Annotated in this window: 15 protein-coding genes, 1 tRNA gene and 1 pseudogene; 9 read left to right on the top strand and 8 right to left on the bottom strand. The window is 35.6% G+C overall.

From position 1 onward, the window contains the following. Positions 1-40 precede the first annotated feature (40 nt). Complete coding sequence (locus ACRRVB_RS03790; RefSeq protein ID WP_432466647.1) at positions 41-799, bottom strand: hypothetical protein; 759 nt, start codon at positions 797-799, stop codon at positions 41-43. Between the two features lie 423 nt (positions 800-1,222). Between ACRRVB_RS03790 and ACRRVB_RS03785 the strand changes: the two genes are divergently transcribed. Further along, positions 1,223-2,926, top strand: a complete 1,704-nt coding sequence (locus tag ACRRVB_RS03785; RefSeq protein WP_432466646.1) for a M3 family oligoendopeptidase — start codon at positions 1,223-1,225, stop codon at positions 2,924-2,926. An 84-nt stretch (positions 2,927-3,010) separates the two neighbouring features. Here the strand turns inward: ACRRVB_RS03785 and ACRRVB_RS03780 are convergent, their stop codons facing one another. From ACRRVB_RS03780 to ACRRVB_RS03770, 3 genes are all read right to left on the bottom strand, one after another. Continuing rightward, complete coding sequence (locus ACRRVB_RS03780; RefSeq protein ID WP_432466645.1) at positions 3,011-4,129, bottom strand: esterase/lipase family protein; 1,119 nt, start codon at positions 4,127-4,129, stop codon at positions 3,011-3,013. Positions 4,130-4,247: 118 nt separating this feature from the next. After that, entirely contained in the window at positions 4,248-5,105 is an 858-nt protein-coding gene (gene murI, locus ACRRVB_RS03775) for a glutamate racemase (RefSeq protein ID WP_432466644.1), read from the bottom strand. 98 nt (positions 5,106-5,203) lie between these two features. Next, positions 5,204-5,277 (bottom strand) — tRNA-Ile (locus tag ACRRVB_RS03770). 343 nt (positions 5,278-5,620) lie between these two features. Between ACRRVB_RS03770 and ACRRVB_RS03765 the strand changes: the two genes are divergently transcribed. Then, on the top strand, positions 5,621-6,250 hold the full coding sequence (locus ACRRVB_RS03765) for a hypothetical protein (protein WP_432466643.1): 630 nt from the start codon (positions 5,621-5,623) through the stop codon (positions 6,248-6,250). A gap of 138 nt (positions 6,251-6,388) precedes the next feature. Here ACRRVB_RS03765 and ACRRVB_RS03760 read toward each other — a convergent pair. Together ACRRVB_RS03760 and ACRRVB_RS03755 are read right to left on the bottom strand one after the other, a co-directional pair. Next, positions 6,389-6,931: pseudogene (locus ACRRVB_RS03760) on the bottom strand (integrase core domain-containing protein); the annotation flags it as partial. A 108-nt stretch (positions 6,932-7,039) separates the two neighbouring features. Next, on the bottom strand, positions 7,040-7,936 hold the full coding sequence (locus tag ACRRVB_RS03755) for a DUF3822 family protein (protein WP_432466642.1): 897 nt from the start codon (positions 7,934-7,936) through the stop codon (positions 7,040-7,042). A gap of 312 nt (positions 7,937-8,248) precedes the next feature. Between ACRRVB_RS03755 and ACRRVB_RS03750 the strand changes: the two genes are divergently transcribed. The 7 genes from ACRRVB_RS03750 to ACRRVB_RS03720 all read left to right on the top strand — a co-directional run bounded on the left by ACRRVB_RS03750 (position 8,249) and on the right by ACRRVB_RS03720 (position 14,207). Continuing rightward, the gene (locus tag ACRRVB_RS03750; RefSeq protein WP_432466641.1) at positions 8,249-8,611 is read left to right on the top strand and encodes a DUF4296 domain-containing protein; all 363 of its coding nucleotides are present in this window, start codon (positions 8,249-8,251) and stop codon (positions 8,609-8,611) included. A gap of 19 nt (positions 8,612-8,630) precedes the next feature. Continuing rightward, entirely contained in the window at positions 8,631-9,089 is a 459-nt protein-coding gene (locus tag ACRRVB_RS03745) for a Smr/MutS family protein (protein ID WP_432466640.1), read from the top strand. A gap of 71 nt (positions 9,090-9,160) precedes the next feature. Then, positions 9,161-11,110: a DNA topoisomerase (ATP-hydrolyzing) subunit B gene (gyrB, locus tag ACRRVB_RS03740; RefSeq protein ID WP_432466639.1), complete on the top strand. Its 1,950-nt coding sequence runs from the start codon at positions 9,161-9,163 to the stop codon at positions 11,108-11,110. 147 nt (positions 11,111-11,257) lie between these two features. Then, entirely contained in the window at positions 11,258-11,434 is a 177-nt protein-coding gene (locus tag ACRRVB_RS03735) for a hypothetical protein (protein ID WP_432466638.1), read from the top strand. A 98-nt stretch (positions 11,435-11,532) separates the two neighbouring features. Then, complete coding sequence (locus tag ACRRVB_RS03730; RefSeq protein WP_432466636.1) at positions 11,533-11,727, top strand: hypothetical protein; 195 nt, start codon at positions 11,533-11,535, stop codon at positions 11,725-11,727. A 375-nt stretch (positions 11,728-12,102) separates the two neighbouring features. Beyond that, positions 12,103-13,953 carry an ankyrin repeat domain-containing protein gene (locus ACRRVB_RS03725; protein WP_432466635.1) on the top strand — a complete coding sequence of 617 codons (1,851 nt, stop codon included), beginning with the start codon at positions 12,103-12,105 and terminating at the stop codon, positions 13,951-13,953. Positions 13,954-14,078: 125 nt separating this feature from the next. Next, complete coding sequence (locus tag ACRRVB_RS03720) at positions 14,079-14,207, top strand: hypothetical protein (RefSeq protein WP_432466634.1); 129 nt, start codon at positions 14,079-14,081, stop codon at positions 14,205-14,207. A gap of 163 nt (positions 14,208-14,370) precedes the next feature. Here ACRRVB_RS03720 and ACRRVB_RS03715 read toward each other — a convergent pair whose 3' ends face one another. Together ACRRVB_RS03715 and ACRRVB_RS03710 are read right to left on the bottom strand one after the other, a co-directional pair. Next, positions 14,371-15,993, bottom strand: a complete 1,623-nt coding sequence (locus ACRRVB_RS03715; RefSeq protein ID WP_432466633.1) for an ArnT family glycosyltransferase — start codon at positions 15,991-15,993, stop codon at positions 14,371-14,373. Beyond that, complete coding sequence (locus ACRRVB_RS03710; RefSeq protein ID WP_432466632.1) at positions 15,965-16,672, bottom strand: phosphatase PAP2 family protein; 708 nt, start codon at positions 16,670-16,672, stop codon at positions 15,965-15,967. Before ACRRVB_RS03710 ends, ACRRVB_RS03715 begins: the two co-directional genes overlap by 29 nt. Positions 16,673-16,788: the final 116 nt, after the last annotated feature.

Below are 16,788 nucleotides of genomic sequence, written 5' to 3'. Positions count from 1 at the left end.
TATACATCAAAATGGTGGTCGTACAGATGGATTGTAATCGCTAAGATTTGCCTAAGAAAAGCATTACAAGACCGTGGCCAATAGAATAGGGAACGATTTGCAAAATGCGCATCGTTAATCCATTAAAGATGGAAAGAAACTTCTTTTCTACTGTGATGTTATGTTTTAAGCGACCTATCCAAGTCATGCGCATCTCTGCACCACAATTTTGTGTGGCGATTAAATCAAAAGGCATGGTTAAAGCAGATGCAGCTATACCCAATAAAGTATTAACGATTATATTGATTCCTATTCCGTTTGTATCCTTTGTAAGCGCATGAGCCAATATGCATGGGGAGGCACTTAGTATATTTCTTAAAAGAACAGGGGTAAAAATATCCATAACCCTTTCTTTGCGTTTTATAAGGGGACCTTTATTGGCAGCAATTTCTTTTGTTTCGCTGTATACGGTGACGATGGTTTCAACTATTCCTGCTAGGAAGCATTCCCAACTAACCGATAAGGTAAAATAGGTTATTGGATAATAGTTAATAGAGCAACGGAAGAGCCATTGCGAAAGTCCAAAGGATAAAGCGGCTATGACCTGTCGAAATGCATAAATATGGGCACCTGAAAAAAACAATTTAATGTTTCTACTATCTATACATCTATTAATAATGGAGGTATAGGATTCACCCGTTTCTTGGTGGACTACTTTTATAAATTGAGCAGGTGCTACTAGATAAGCTACCATCATGCAGACGGTACCATGTGCAAGTGGATCAAGAAAGAAATGATATAAAAGTGTATTGTGCTGCATAGCCATAAATGATATAGGTAATTTGGGTTGATCTATATATCTAATCTATCACTAAGTGTGCTACAAATAGATATATTTTCTAGGTATAGAAGCTAACCTTGTATTGAGTTGCTGCGTTGTATGCGAACCATCATTTATTTAGGGGAAACGGTATGTGCATTTTGCAACGGGGTTAGCAACAGATCTTAAATATAAACCTTTCAAACGATTTTTTCAATTCATTATGTATTTAACGTCTTCTTATCTTTCTAAAACTAAAAAAGACCTGTAAAAAAAGTTCTCTGGCGTTTGTTTTAAAGCATCCATTGATAAGTCACTGTAGGATGTCTGATATAAGGTAGCACAATGGTTCGTTTGTGATTCTTATTTAATATTGGTAAATTGCTGCGCCATAACAAATCGCCATATAATAAAATATATTCCATGCAAAAATACATTCGTACTTTTTTGCCAACAGATTACGTTAGCACAGATTGGGCTTCCATTCAGCCCTTCTATAGCCACTTACTCGCTAGAGACCTCTCTTCATTGGATGGTCTAAAACAATTTTTAGCCGATTGGAGTGAGCTAGAAGGGGTACTAGAAGAGGATGCAGGCTGGCGTTACATTCGTACTTCTTGCAATACGACTGATCCAGTGGCTAAAGATCGTTACGAATACTATATTACGTCTATAGCTCCTCATTTAGCTGCTGTTACAGATCAATTGCATCAAAAAGTTTTAGCTGCAAAATCGGCCCATATATTACGTAAACAAACGCAATATGATATCTTTTTTCGAAAAATCGAAAATCAATTGCGTTGTTACAGACAAGAAAATATACCTATTCAAACTGAAATTCACTTAAATACAAGTCAATTTGGTGTGATAGCAGGTGCGATGGTAGTAGAGATAGCTGGTGAAGAGTGTACTTTGCAACAAGCTGCACCCCATTTAGAATCTACCGACCGGGCCTTTCGACGTGAGGTATATGATAAGATGCAACAACGCAGGTTGCAAGATAAAGATGCACTTAATGCACTCTACTCAAAGTTGATTCAGCAACGCCATCAATTGGCTTTGAATGCTGGATTTAAGAATTTTAGAGACTATGCCTTCGTATCTATGGATCGATTTGATTACACCCCAGCAGATTGTTTGACCTTGCATACAGCGATCCAAGAAGAAATAGTTCCACTCCTCAATGAATGTGCAAAAGCGCGCAAAGCAGCGCTCGGATTGGCCGTACTACAGCCATTTGATCATGCAGTAGATATAGAGGGCAGAAAACCATTGCGTCCTTTTACAGATGCTGAAGAACTGGTTGCTAAGACCATTACGGTATTTGAGCAATTGGATCCTTTTTTAGCAGATTGTTTGCGTACCATGCAACAAATGGGCCATTTGGACTTAGCTTCGCGTAAGGGGAAAGCACCTGGTGGGTATAATTATCCTTTGGATGAGACAGGCGTACCTTTTATTTTTATGAATGCAGCTTCTACTGTAGATGATGTACGAACCATGTTCCATGAAGCAGGCCATGCGGTTCATTCTTTTTTAGTGCATAACTTACCCCTAAATGTTTTTAAGCATTGTCCATCAGAAATTGCAGAATTGGCCTCTATGTCTATGGAGTTGCTTACTATGCCCTATTGGGATGTTTTCTTTGCCAAACAAGAAGAGCTTAATCGTGCTAAAAAAGATCATTTGATCCATGTCATCAGTTGTTTGCCTTGGATAGCTGCTATTGATGCTTTTCAGCATTGGGTCTATACGCATCCTGATCATACTGTATCAGAAAGAGCAGAAAATTGGAATCGTATCTTTACTAGTTTTTCAGATGGTGTAACGGATTGGACAGGTTACGAGGTAGTGAAAAGCCATTTATGGCAAAAACAATTGCATCTTTTTGAAGTGCCTTTCTATTATATTGAATATGCTATCGCACAGCTTGGTGCAATAGGCGTATGGAAACATGCACAAACAAATCCTACACAAGCATGGAATGGCTACCTCAATGCATTGAAATTGGGTTATACTACATCGATCCCTAAGGTCTACCAAACAGCGGGTATTGGTTTTGATTTTAGCAAGGGACATATTCGTTCCCTCGCGCAATTCGTGCGCAAAACTTGGGCGGAACTTTAGCCTTAGCCTTGCACTTTTCCCAATATAAGCTACTCTCTTTTGTAGCTACTTTTATGATGTTGTGGGTGTTTGATTGGATCAACTCTATTCAAGTACTTGACATTCACATGTTATAGAATCACTGTAAAAAATATCTTTCGCAAACTGAATTACCTCTTTTACCATAGTAGGATGGCATAATATATTTTTAAATGCTTCAATAGGAAATTCCTTTAAAAGTTCATCATGAGGGGCATCTTCAATAATCTTTCTTTTGAAATTTTCTTTGTTTGTAATATGCCATGCAAGCTGACTATAAAGCGGTACAATCATATCATGTTTGTTGTCTATAAGATCAAAATCTGTTTCGTTAAGATCTGTTTCGCCAACTATAATTTTAGTCCATGCGCTGTTGAGGTGTTTAAAATCATGGCTGGTTTCATGGCTGGTTTCTTTAGGTAGAAAAATTTTAAAGTCACTTGCCCCTCCTCCTATAGCTAGTATGGGCACTTCTTCTTCGGGAAGTGCATCCTTAATCGAGTTTAAAAATATACTTCCTGGTTTTAAATCGTAGCATCCAGCAATGAACTCTGCAACGACCAAATTTTCTAGCCTGCGCACAAGCTCTTGTTCAATCCAGTTAGTAGGTTGACCCATACTATCGGATAGTTTGTACATATCATTCAAAACAGGCGGTGTAAAATATTTTGAATACAATTCTTTGTTTTTAATCCCGGTGATTGTGTCACACTGGTTAAGTGTCTCAATTGTGTCAAGGAGCGGTGCGCCTTCCCATGGTGTAGCTAGTGTAATAATACCTTTTACATTTAATTCATCTTTATATTGATGAAACATATTATACGCACGAAGACCACCTTGGCTATGGCCTATTAGTAGGGTAGGGCTATGCTGTAGGTTAGGTTTGTCCTCTGAAAGTTTATTAAAGCATTTATTGCTTTGATCTTTTATAGAAAATATAGCCGTCTTCTCTGGCAGTATGTTATCCAAAACAACCACAGATTCTTTACCAAATTCATTCTCAAGTGCTTCTTGAAGTGTCTTAAGAGAAGAAACATTCGCACCTAACCCATGAAACAAGACGATTAATGGCTTGGTATGAACTTGGTGGAAATTCGTACTACCATTTTGGAAGCGTCTATTACAATCGCAACCAATTGTAAAGAGTAAAAAAGTTATGCAAATAGAAACGTTAAATAAAAACATATTTTTTAGGTAAAAGCAATCCTTTGCCTGATTTGGTTGCGATTATGAGACCAATAGAGATACGTTGCTGATTCTTAATATAATTTAAATTGAATTCAATTACAAGGCTATGATGCCATCAACAGAATGATGTAAAGTCTATGGATGGTCTATAGTCAGATAGATTGATCGCTATAGGTTTTTGTCCAAATAGTTTATCACTAGCATTTTGAAAAGAAGGGGTTAGCGCGGTTGCCATAAAGCAGTCAGGCAATCTTTTTTTTGTTTTGTTCAAAAGATGATGTCTACTTAAAAGTTGCTGGACCGCTAATGCGGTAAGTTTTGCTGGATTGATCAGTTCAATCTTTTTTAAAAAGTGTTTCCTTAAAAAGAAATTTAATGCTTGTTCTAAAAATATATAATGTGTACAAGCTGGAATCAGTGCATCTAACTTTGGGGAAACGATTTGGTTTAAATAATCATCTAACAAAACATGGTCTACTGATTTTCCATTGAAAGAGGCCTCTACCATAGGCACCAGTAGCGGCGTGGCCAGAGAAGTAAGTGTTATACCAGTGGTTCGAAACCGTTTTGCATAGATGCCATATGATACAGTATATTTTGTGGCTATAAGACCTATCTGGTTATAGCGATTCATTCCATCGATGTATCTAACTACTGGATCAACGACATTGATGATACCCATTTCATCTCCTATCGTTTTAAGATAATTGGGCATAAAATAATCTGCGGCAGCAGTGGCTGTATTACAGGCAATCACTAGTAGTTTATACCGTTTACTTAGGCAAAAATTTACTACTTGTGCAATATAACCACATAATGCTACAGATGTTTTGTCACCATAAGGTAAATTTTTAGTATCTGCGATATAATGAATAGATTCTTTTGGTAAAATTGCTTTGATGGCCTTAGCAATGGTTAAACCACCTACACCACTGTCATAGATGGCAATTGGTGTATATATATCGGAAAACACAGTAGAAGAAGGTGGCTATTATTAAGACTTGATTATATAATATAAACCAGGGAACTGATGGATTAAGGCAAGTAATCATTGCAGTAAGATAAATGGAGTGGGCCCACCAGGACTTGAACCTGGGACCTGCTGATTATGAGTCAGATGCTCTAACCGACTGAGCTATGGGCCCTTTTATGAAATTTACTGCTACACGTAGCTTTTGGGGATAAAACCCACAATACTACACAATGTTACGTCTTTTTTCTGAAAAAAACCAGCTGTTTTGCCCATATTGGGTTAGATTTTTATCTCTTATGATTCTGAACCCTCAATTTTCGATATAGAGCCACATGCACCCACTTTGAGCATCTGGTCGCTAACCTAAAGGGTGTCTCCAATCATTTTTGTATTCGACTTATTTTTTTTAAATTGCCCAACGTGTTTGGATTAGCTTTATTTTTACCTTTTTATTCCAATTTTTTATGCGTTGCTTTATAGGCTTCTTATTATGCCTTCTGAAGGCTTTAGTGGTTATGATTCCAGTATGCCTTTTGGAGGCATCGTCTTGCTCTGCTGAAAAACAAGAAATCGGGGTGTATCATCCTAGATGGTCTGAATTAAATGAGCCAGAGAAAGATTTTCCTGAAGATAAGTGTCTGGTTACCAAATTAGAGTTAGGAAAGATGCGTTTTCATATTGCGCGTGATCAAAAACCGCTTCATGATGGTGATACTGCTTTTAAGTTTAACAATAATATGGTTCAGACGGATAAAGCCGATAAAGAAGCCTTTGACTGGATATTAACCCCTAATTTTTATGGGCGTGTCACATCGGAAAAATTTCCTGAAACGATAAAATCTGGCATGAAGTATAGGGTTAATCATGATGATAAAGAAGGTGGTATACCAAAAGAATTTTTGGATGAATGGTTGGCTATAGATCCTATAGAAGAGGGCAGCAAAGCAATCGTATTGATCATTGCTAAAGGAATAGAAGGCAAATTAGATATAAGTAAATCACTACAAGAAGCGTTAAAAACGAAAAAACAAAACAATGCAATTCAAGATTATGAAATTTTACCCACTAAGCATGCCGTAATACGACACAACAAGTATGTTAAAGAAGGGAAAAAGGTTTATACTTTTATCCATACAGCTGGCTAGCTGATTGTTACGGTCCTTTGAATTGAAAATATTGTATAAATATATTGACTAAATCTGTGTGATTCGTCGAGGTGTGTTACACCTTTATGTTCCCATTAAGTTGTAGTAGTTGATATTTAATCTTACAGACGGTAAAAATTATAGTATATAGTTGTCGTTTAAGTTTAGCCTGTTAGATGTTCCTTTAACATATGCGATTTGATTACTTTTTTCAAGTACTAATTTTTTACTATCCTCCCAAGTTTGTATAGGTGTTTTACCATAACAATATTTTCCAGAATGCGTTCGTTGATGATTGTAGTAATGCACCCATCTATCTAAATCCTCTTGCAAATCATCCAGCTTGGTATAGATTTTTTTATGCATAGCTGTATCAAAGAATTCCTCTTTCATTGTTTTATTAAAACGCTCACAAAATCCATTGGTTGGTGATGCATAGGCTTTAGTAACCGTATGTCCTATACCTTCTATACTTAAAAACAACTCAAAAGCATGATGTTCTATTTTGCCTTTATACTTGGTGTCACGATCTGTTCGTATACGTAAGATAGGTATGCTTTGATCTTGATAACAAGATAGTATGCTATCACTTAGCAGATCGGCAGCCGTTAGAGCTGTCTTATCAGTGTAAAATTTTCCATTAGCTACTCTAGAATAGCTATCTATTTTGAGCCATTCATATTATGTTGATGAAAACATAACATTGAGAAACAAGTCTACTTTTTTCTCTCCGATTTTTTCGGTCCACTATACTACGAATCACATACATAGCTCCCTTTTAACTTATTGCTATACTCTGCTATGAGTATGACACAGTAAACTGCTCATTAGATCAAAATACAACATAGGGGAGGTGTTACTTGCCTTAAAAACATATGCACTTGATTTAAAAAAATCAAATTTTGTTTTTAAGGTGGTTTTTGGAATATATGTTTTCAATTGATGATAAGCCAATGATTTTTTTTCAATCAATCCACCTACCAGTAATGTACACGAAGTACGATCTAATTGCATAACCTGGACTACAGCTGATAGGTAGCCTAATAAGTCGTCAGATGTTTTATAAGAAAATAAATTACAATAGAGCAGTTTTTTTTTATTATGGACCAATATGTACAAATAGTCCTCTGCCAACCAGACAAATAACTCTGATTTATATAAGCATTCTATGTGAAATCCTTCTATAATCGCATTAACTTGGTGGATAATATGAAAATTGCTACCGGTATAACGTTTTCTAAACCAATCTAATACAGAAGCATTTTCTGCAAACACAACTGACATTTTTGCAAATGCATGGGTAAAAGAGATCATTTCATCATCTGGATCGACACCACAAGCAACGTGCATATAGGTCAACAAATCTTTTTTGCTTAGCAGCAAATGAGGTATAAGGGTAAATTTTTGATTTGAAATAGATAAAGTAACAGAAAACCAATTTTTTTTAATTAGAAAAAAATCTTGATTGTAAAATTGCTCTAAACTTTTGATGTAGGTTGGATGGTTTTTATCCAGAGGGAGTGCATATACGCCCAGCAATAGGCATGCTTGCGTAGTCTTTTCTATACAACATACCTTAATCAAACCATAACCTATATTAATAGACAAATGGTAGTTGATACTTTTATCGAAGTTGAATTTGCTTGGATGAACAACAGAAAGAATTTTTCTTGGGAAGACTTCCATAATCAATCTTTATATGAGCTATCGTTACCTACATAAAAATAGGCCATAAAGTTCCTTGCAAAACCCATTTACCTCCTAGCGAGTGGTTTTATATTCGACTTGTAGTTATAGTATATCTAAATTATCTTGCTATTACGGAATAGCTAGATGCGAGGATTGCTCCCTATAGTATCCTAATTTTAGTTGCTATAATGGTTGCTTTTTAAAATGGCCACCTAAGCCTAATGTATTTAATATCTACTTTAGGTTTACCCAATATAGGAGTTTTTACGTAACTTTACATAAAATGAATCACTTAAACGCGCTTATGGGATGAAAAAAATAGCTACTATTCTTTTCGCATTGTTGCTATTGTACTGGACCCGTAACGCACCCTTCACAACAGCTTCTACCAGCCATCCACCTACGACTATAGTCAATGAACATTTTTTTATGGTTTTTGTAAATGTAATAAGAGATTTGGAGTTGCTCAATAGTTGGTTACTTAATAGCTATTATCCTGAAGCAACTATATCTATATTACGTCGTGAAAACCATAAAAAAATATTAATACTATATAAGATAGACCCGCAGTCTTTCAATCAAAGTATAAAATATTATTTAGAAGATTCTTCAGAAAGGGCACTTGAAGTTTATAGAAAAATTTATCAAGCTTTAAAAGAACTTTCTATTTAGTTTTTTAATTCTTTTATATATGTGCGCCAACATTGCAATTGGTACCTATGTACGCATTAAAAATCAAGCTGCTATAGGTCAAGTAATAAGTATCAGTCTAGATAAGGTACTAATTGATTTTGGAAAATTGCACTTTTATCTACCACTTCAATCTGTTGAAACAGTCATGTTTCCGTCATCTATTCGAAAAAATAGACCTTTATCAAATAATGTGACGATACCCACACGATCTATGCCAGCTGATCCAATACTTGATCTACATGGTTTCAACAAAGCTCAAGCGCTATGTGCATTAGAGAAATTTATCAATCATGCGTTGCTATTAGGCCATTGTCGATTAAAAATTATTCATGGGCAAGGAAAAGGCATTTTGCGTAGTGCCGTGCGCAATTACTTAAATTACCATCCTTTGGTAAAAAGAATAACCCTCCAAAGTCCTGTACACTGTATGGCCGGTATGACTATAATTGAAATATAGTGTGTCTTTCGTTTAAACCTATTATCTTAGCATATAAATTTTTTATTTAAAATATTAAACAGCTTTTAAAGATGACCCCTACCATTAATGACTATTCAGCAGATAATATCCAAGTCTTAGAAGGGCTAGAAGCTGTTCGCAAACGTCCTGCTATGTACATTGGGGATGTAGGCATAAAGGGATTACATCATCTTGTCTGGGAAGTAGTAGACAACTCTATTGATGAGTCTTTAGCAGGCTACTGTACTCAAATTGGGATTATTATACACGAAAATAATGCGATTACTGTATGGGATGATGGTCGTGGCATTCCCACTGGCATGCATCTAAAAGAACAGAAGTCAGCTTTGGAGGTGGTTATGACCATACTGCATGCAGGTGGTAAATTTGATAAAGGTACCTATAAAATTTCTGGAGGCTTGCATGGTGTAGGGGTTTCCTGTGTAAATGCACTATCTGCTCACTTAGAGGTTACCGTATACCGAAACGGAAAAATTTATAAACAAGAATATGCACAAGGTATTCCATGCTACCCTGTTAAAGAAATAGGTACTACAGAACTACGGGGCACCACCGTTCATTTTACGCCAGATAGTTCTATTTTTACCACTACGGTCTATAACTTACATACGATTATCAATAGACTGCAAGAGTTGGTCTATTTAAATGTAGGGCTAAAGATGCAATTAGAGGATCGTCGTGAACAGGACGAACAAGGTAATCCTTTTCAACAAGCTTTTTATTCTCAAGGAGGCCTTCTAGAATTTGTTTCCCATCTAGAACGCTCCAAAACTTCCATTATGCCCACGCCTATTCTTGTAGAAGGAGAAAAAAATAATATAGGCGTACAGGTTGCCATGACCTATAATACAGGCTATTCTGAAACAGTGGTTTCTTATGTAAATAACATTCATACAATTGAAGGCGGTATGCATGTAACTGGATTTAAAAGAGCTTTAACCCGCACTTTAAAGAACTATGCAGATAAATCTGGTTTATTGGAAAAAGCCAAAATAGAGATCATTGGAGATGACTTTCGGGAAGGGCTAACTGCTGTAATTTCTGTAAAAGTAGCTGAACCTCAATTTGAAGGACAAACAAAAACCAAACTAGGGAATGCAGAAGTACAAAGCGCTGTAGAAAGCTGTGTAGCTGAAGTATTACATTACTACTTAGAAGAACATCCTAAGGAAGCAAAACTGATTGTTAACAAAGTTATTGTAGCTGCTCAAGCCCGCCAAGCTGCCCGAAAAGCACGTGAAATGGTACAACGCAAAAATGTATTAATGAGCAACAGCTTGCCTGGTAAATTAGCAGATTGTTCTGAACGGGACCCTACGCTTTGTGAATTATTTTTGGTAGAGGGTGATTCTGCTGGTGGTACTGCTAAAATGGGTAGGAACAGACGATTCCAAGCTATTCTTCCTTTAAAAGGTAAAATTTTGAATGTAGAAAAAGCACAAGCATATAAAATATATGATAATGAGCAGGTCAGAAATATGATCACTGCACTGGGTGTAGCGATAGGTACAGATGGTAGCGAGCAAGCCATTAATCTAGATAAATTACGTTACCACAAAATTGTGATTATGACTGATGCAGATGTAGATGGCAGCCACATTCGTACCCTTATTTTAACTTTTTTCTTCCGCTACATGCGGGACATTATAGAAAAAGGGCATCTCTATATTGCTTCTCCTCCACTGTATCTAGTGAAACGAGATAAAGAAGCGCACTATTGCTGGACAGAATCAGAAAAAGAAGAATGGGTCACACAATTTAGCCTTAAAGATGGAAAAGTTGATGCTGTCTTTGTTCAACGTTATAAAGGTTTAGGTGAGATGAATGAAATTCAACTTTGGGATACTACTATGGATCCAACACGTCGGAAGCTCAGACAGGTAACTATAGCCTCTGCATTGGCGGCAGAACATCTGTTCTCTATGTTAATGGGGGATGAAGTGCCTCCTCGTAGAGAATTTATAGAACGTTATGCCAAATATGCTAAATTGGATATTTAGATTTTGTTTCATCTTTATGATATCGATTCTGTTCTTAGGGTCGAATATTTTCTCTTTTTATAGCTTTATTAAGTTAAAGTGTGTAAATTTAGTATACTGGTTCAGTTTTATTTAGCCTTTTAAAGGCTTTAAGTTTAAAGTAAATTTATGTTTAAAAATGTGTATTACCTATCATTAGGTGTGGTATTAGGTGCTATATTGGGCATTTTAGTCTGCGATGATACCAAGAAAAAAATTACAAAAGCGATCCAAGGCAAGGCAAAAAAGTTATCGGGTTGCATTAAATCGTTATCTGAAGAAACGGTCCATACTATTAATGAATAAGCTTGCATAGGCCTCTATGCATACCATAGAGGCAACTAAAAAAGTTGCTATGCTTTGCTTCTTTATTGCTTTACGACTCTTTATAATCCCTATAGTTTATGTCTAAAAAATTATCGTTATGGTTGGGAACCATTTTAGGGGGCGTTTTAGTATGGTGGTTTATCTCTAATAAAGAAAAAACAAAACTTACAGCGGGCCTATATGATGGAACAAGGGGGGCTATTGTATCTATTGTAACCAAACGCTTACTGAAGCGTTGTGTAAAAAAAATAGTTGGTAGGCTATTACGGTAGTTAAAAAAACGATATATAAACAAATATCCAAACCCATCTATTACCTATCGTACTTGCTATCCCAGTACATTTCAGTAACATCTAGTGGAATCCTTTTGTGGCATTTGTTTTAAAAAATGATTAAGTTATGTTTTTCGTTTAAACCTTTAGTGCCCATATTGACTATTTACTACAGAGTTATTGCCCTATCTTAAAGGAAATAGTAATTTTGACCCGCTTAAATTACAATCGCTTAAAAAAATATGACAAAAAGTAATAAGTGTTTTACCTCTTTAATGCGTTTTGGGAAGTTTTCGATGCATTATGTCAGTTTTTAAGGCGTTTTGCCACAACATATGAAGAATATTCTTAATTAAATCATTAATTGTATACATTATGCCTTACTTAAACAAAGTATACAGTTATTCTATTTTTATTTTTTGCTGCCATATGGCTTATGCCAAACAAGCAACTACATATGTAGATCCATCATCAGATGCTTTATGGTCTATTACAAATAATCAGCTTAGGCCCCTTCATTTAGCGATAGCTAAGGGTAATCTATCAGAATTAAATCAGCTGATTCACCAGAAAGTAAATGTAAATAGTAAAGATCAAAATGGCCATAGCCCCTTACACTGGGCGGCTTACTATGGATATGAAGATTGCATCTCTCTATTGATTGCTCATAAAGGAATGATTACTAGCAAAAGTAAAGAAGGTGCCACCCCACTCCATATAGCCACTTTAAGAGGTCATTTGTCCTCTGTTAAACTACTAGCTAAAGATAAAAAAACATTATCTATAAAAGACAAATATGGCCATAATCCATTACAGATAGCCGTCCAAAGCGGTCAATCCGATTGTTTAAAAGTTTTATTAAATAGTGGAGGAGACATCTATTGTAAAGCCAAAAATGGCTATTCATTATTGCATTTGGCTGCTCAGATGAATCAAGTAGACTGTATCAAAGTATTGCTAGGACATGGTATAGATCTTCATAGCAGAAGTAAAAAGCAAGAAACAGCCCTCCATGTGGCTGCTGCAGCTGGTCATTTACCAGTTATAACCCTGCTAGTTGAAAGCGGTGCCAATCTATGCAGTCGAAATAAATCAGCCGAAATTCCATTGCATTTGGCTGCCAAAGAAGGGCATACGTCTTGTATAAAAATTTTAAGCAAGGAAGGAAAACTAGTTGATGAAGCAACCAAATCTCGGGAAACGCCCTTATTGCTTGCAGTTCAGGAAGGGCATGATGCATCTGTTACAGCCTTAGCGCAAGAGGGAGCAGATCTAACTATTTACAATTATCTTTATACAGCTGCTTACTACAACCAACCTAAATGCATAGAAAGTTTGGTAAAAGCAGGTATGCCTATCAATCCAAGCGATGATACAGGACTAACACCATTGTATATATCCGCTTACAAGGGACATATAGATTGTATAAAAATGCTTATAAAACTAGGTATTAAGCTAAATACTAAAAATAAAATAGTTCGTTGTACAGCTGTACATGCAATTTTACATGTTTATCGTGATTATAATACATTTTTTAAATGTATGATGGTCTTAGTTGAAAATGGTTCAGATCTTAACCTTAAAGATATGTTTGGTAGCACCCTTTTGCATCGAGCAGCTCAATCAGAGCGTTGTATACCATTTATAACTTGCTTAATAGAAGGTGGAGCTGACTTAAATATCCAGGATGCAGAAGGTTTTACTCCACTAGAAATAGCTAAGCAAAACAAAAATAAAAAAGCTATTGCGTTATTAGAAGCCGCTCTTATAGTCGATCAAAAATATCCTATGGAGAATGGCTATACGGCGCTACATAAAGCAGTAGAGGATAATGATCTTGAATTAGTGAAAAAGCTTATTAGAGAAGGCTGCCGTGTCAATCAGCAGGAATGCAAGAACCCTTGGGGGGATAGACCGTTACATATAGCTGCGACTAATAATAATGTTACAATAATGGAACTTTTAATTGACCATGGTGCTTATGTCGATGCACGAAACAAGTGGGAAAGAACGCCTATACATCGAGCAATTATTAATAATCGTATAGATTCAGTTGCCAAGCTTATAGAAAAAGGAGCTAATGTTAATATGCGCATAGTAAGTGACTTACCTAATGGCACAGGGAGCACATTGTTAGAACTAGCCCAATCCATGGCAAAAGACCATCCAGAAGAAGATTTTACCAAAATTATAAAACTGATACAAGCGGCTAGTAAAGAGAGATAAAAAATCATAATTTGTGTGTCCACTCATCACTCTGGAAGGGCTGAGTCTTTCTTTTTAAGTGTGTAAATATTTTTTAAGATTTGTAAATTTTGTATTAAATACATTAATTTTTATTTTTTAAGAATATGAAAAAGCAATTAGGTTCTGAAGATGGTATAAGCAAAGCGATAGATTTATTGGTAGAATCAGGAGTAGATTTATCGACCCTTTTTGAGAAAGGAGGTTTACTACAAGAACTAAGAAAACGTCTTTAGACCGTTGCAATAGACTTTTAAGCTTTGTTTAAAAAAGTATTTTTTTAGTGTTTATTTGAAAGTTTCTATATAGTTTTTTCCTAATTTTTTGGTCCACTATATTGTTTTATTTCCGATTGTTTGTTTTTAATTTTTTTACGCTATTAGAGCCATGAAGCTAAGTCTATGTTTTAGGCAATCGCTTATAAAATGCGAAACATCCAGAACTTTTTATATAAGTAATATCTAGATAATCTTTTAGCATGGCACGATCTTTTTTATATAAAATAAAAAAACAAGGCTTATCAATAGGACCCTCTAATAGCCAATTTATATCGGCTACCCGCAAGCTTTTCGGTAAGTCAGCATAGAAAAGAGGGGCAGCTGATTTAAAACCAATCGTAGCAAGATATACATTTTTTCCTTTACAAGCTTTACAGAAATCAATCATTGCTTTTTGGGTATAAGCTTCTACTTTGGGTGCTATACGAATCAAAAATAATGCCAATGTGCAAATATTGATTAATGCAAAATTACTTATAAAGGGAATAAAACGGAATTGTAAGAGAAAAGAGTAGGCGATCCCTATACCTATGATATAGATCATACCTGGTATCCTATCCCAGTAGTTCCATAGAACCGATACCTGTAGTGCGTCTTTTATAGTTTGATTTTGTACAAGGCTGATCCATAAGGTTTTATGTAACATTATCCATGGTATAAGCGCTAAAGTGGTGCCTATGACTACTCCAATGACTAAAAATAAAAAAGCCATAACTGAATGGCTATATTGCCTATTGTAGATCTGTTGGTGCAAAAAATCAGTTGCAAAAAATGTTATGGGGAAATAGGCCATAGCACTATAATGGACTATTTTTGTACCAACCAAGGTAAAAATGACCAATACAACTACTAATAAAGCTTGCATATTGGCTGCAAAGTAACTGTCTTGAATCAATCTTTTTTGTTTTAAGATAAATATGGCAAATAGAGCGCTTGGAAAGCATCCAAAAAAAAGCACTAGATAGTGATAGTACCAAGGTTGGTCATGGGTATAAACCGGTTGATGATAGAGCAATAGATGGTACTCCCAAAACTTTTTAATAAAAGTGCATCCATTACACCAAATCTCTGGAATAAGCCAACAGGATAGAACCCCTGTAGCAATCAATAGTGCTACAACCAATGATTTGAAGGAAACCACACTGCTCTTAAACCAAGTGTAAGACAATCCTAGCGTGGCCAATGGTATGATCACGGCCATAGGTCCTTTGGTCAATAGTCCGCAACCTATAGATAAACCCGAACCGCTGTACAACCATGGATTAGATGGCATCATGGTATGAGATAAAAAATAGATGGCCAATAGCAAAAAGTAATTAAAAAAAGGGTCTATAATACCTGATTTAAAATAAAAATGAGGTAAAAACGCAGTTGCGTACAAACACATCCATAAAAAGCCAAACCATTGATCTTTGTATTCCTTACCTATGTAGTATACCGTTGCAAGGGTTAATAGTCCACAGAATAAATTAGGGAAACGGGCTCCTAGCTCATTAATGCCCCAGAAATGCATAGAAAGTGCTTGTAGCCAAAAGAAAAAAGGAGGTTTTTCATAGAGTGGTTCAAAATTAAAAGTCACTTGACCATAGTCTCCCGTACGTATCATTTCTCTGGTAATTTCGGCAAAATAGAGTTCATCTAAATCAAATAGATGGACTCCTTTTATGCCGAGTGCAAAAATGCATCCAAAACCAATTAGAAAATAAAAAACGATACTATTTTTTAATTGGAAACCTTTTCCCATGGGTGTACAACAAAAAATAGATAGAACGGTCCAACCAATTTGGCCCATTGTAATCCACAACACAGATGTATGCTATTAGAGCAGCAATTGTACCAATCCAAGCACCTACATAAACATCTGTATAAAAATGTTGACAAAGATAAATTCTTGAGTAGACGACCATTAAGGCTATTCCCAACAAAATTACACTATAAATTTTTTTTTTGCTCTTAGAGAATAGCTGTAGTAGACATATCAAGGCAAAGATGGTAGCAGCATGACCTGAAGGAAAACTAAAATCTATTGGTAGCGATACTCCATCTACTAAGTGTAGCGATGCATCTACAGAAAGCAAAGCAATAGGCCTTAATTGATCTCTAAAAAAAACACGTTTTAGTAATTGTACTACTACAGACATAATCACAAAACTTCCCCCTATAACCATAGTTTTTCTACAAGTTGCATGTAATAAGGTTACTATACATAGCAAGGATAGATAGGTAATCCCATCACCCAACCAAGTACAATAAGGCGCTATACAATCCACCATAGGATGGTGCCACTGTTTAAGCAATCTAAAAAACGCAATTTTATCCCATACAAAAAGTGGAAAAATACCGATAATTAATAAACTAGCAATCAGGCAAAAAAACAAAGTATTTTCATACCAAATTATTTGAATGGTCCTTGTTTTTTTCATGCTATTTTTTTGAAACGGTAGCAATAGAATTAGGTAAAAAACCTAAATAAAAAATAAGTCATAAAAGTAGCAAAATAGTATACTACTGATGATACCAATCTAATGCTTATCTTTGT

The sequence above is a fragment of the Candidatus Cardinium hertigii genome, assembly GCF_050864855.1.
Taxonomy (GTDB): domain Bacteria; phylum Bacteroidota; class Bacteroidia; order Cytophagales; family Amoebophilaceae; genus Cardinium; species Cardinium hertigii_C.
The sequence above is the reverse complement of the archived record's forward strand: the minus strand, read 5'-3'. Positions and strand labels throughout refer to the sequence as shown.

Excerpts from the sequence above, each read along its gene's own strand:
- ACRRVB_RS03790 (WP_432466647.1), bottom strand. The coding sequence starts at position 799 with ATGCAGCACAATACACTTTTATATCATTTCTTTCTTGATCCACTTGCA.
- ACRRVB_RS03785 (WP_432466646.1), top strand. The coding sequence starts at position 1,223 with ATGCAAAAATACATTCGTACTTTTTTGCCAACAGATTACGTTAGCACA.
- ACRRVB_RS03780 (WP_432466645.1), bottom strand. The coding sequence starts at position 4,129 with ATGTTTTTATTTAACGTTTCTATTTGCATAACTTTTTTACTCTTTACA.
- ACRRVB_RS03765 (WP_432466643.1), top strand. The coding sequence starts at position 5,621 with ATGATTCCAGTATGCCTTTTGGAGGCATCGTCTTGCTCTGCTGAAAAA.
- ACRRVB_RS03755 (WP_432466642.1), bottom strand. The coding sequence starts at position 7,936 with ATGGAAGTCTTCCCAAGAAAAATTCTTTCTGTTGTTCATCCAAGCAAA.
- ACRRVB_RS03750 (WP_432466641.1), top strand. The coding sequence starts at position 8,249 with ATGAAAAAAATAGCTACTATTCTTTTCGCATTGTTGCTATTGTACTGG.
- ACRRVB_RS03745 (WP_432466640.1), top strand. The coding sequence starts at position 8,631 with ATGTGCGCCAACATTGCAATTGGTACCTATGTACGCATTAAAAATCAA.
- gyrB (WP_432466639.1), top strand. The coding sequence starts at position 9,161 with ATGACCCCTACCATTAATGACTATTCAGCAGATAATATCCAAGTCTTA.
- ACRRVB_RS03735 (WP_432466638.1), top strand. The coding sequence starts at position 11,258 with ATGTTTAAAAATGTGTATTACCTATCATTAGGTGTGGTATTAGGTGCT.
- ACRRVB_RS03730 (WP_432466636.1), top strand. The coding sequence starts at position 11,533 with ATGTCTAAAAAATTATCGTTATGGTTGGGAACCATTTTAGGGGGCGTT.
- ACRRVB_RS03725 (WP_432466635.1), top strand. The coding sequence starts at position 12,103 with ATGCCTTACTTAAACAAAGTATACAGTTATTCTATTTTTATTTTTTGC.
- ACRRVB_RS03720 (WP_432466634.1), top strand. The coding sequence starts at position 14,079 with ATGAAAAAGCAATTAGGTTCTGAAGATGGTATAAGCAAAGCGATAGAT.
- ACRRVB_RS03715 (WP_432466633.1), bottom strand. The coding sequence starts at position 15,993 with ATGGGAAAAGGTTTCCAATTAAAAAATAGTATCGTTTTTTATTTTCTA.
- ACRRVB_RS03710 (WP_432466632.1), bottom strand. The coding sequence starts at position 16,672 with ATGAAAAAAACAAGGACCATTCAAATAATTTGGTATGAAAATACTTTG.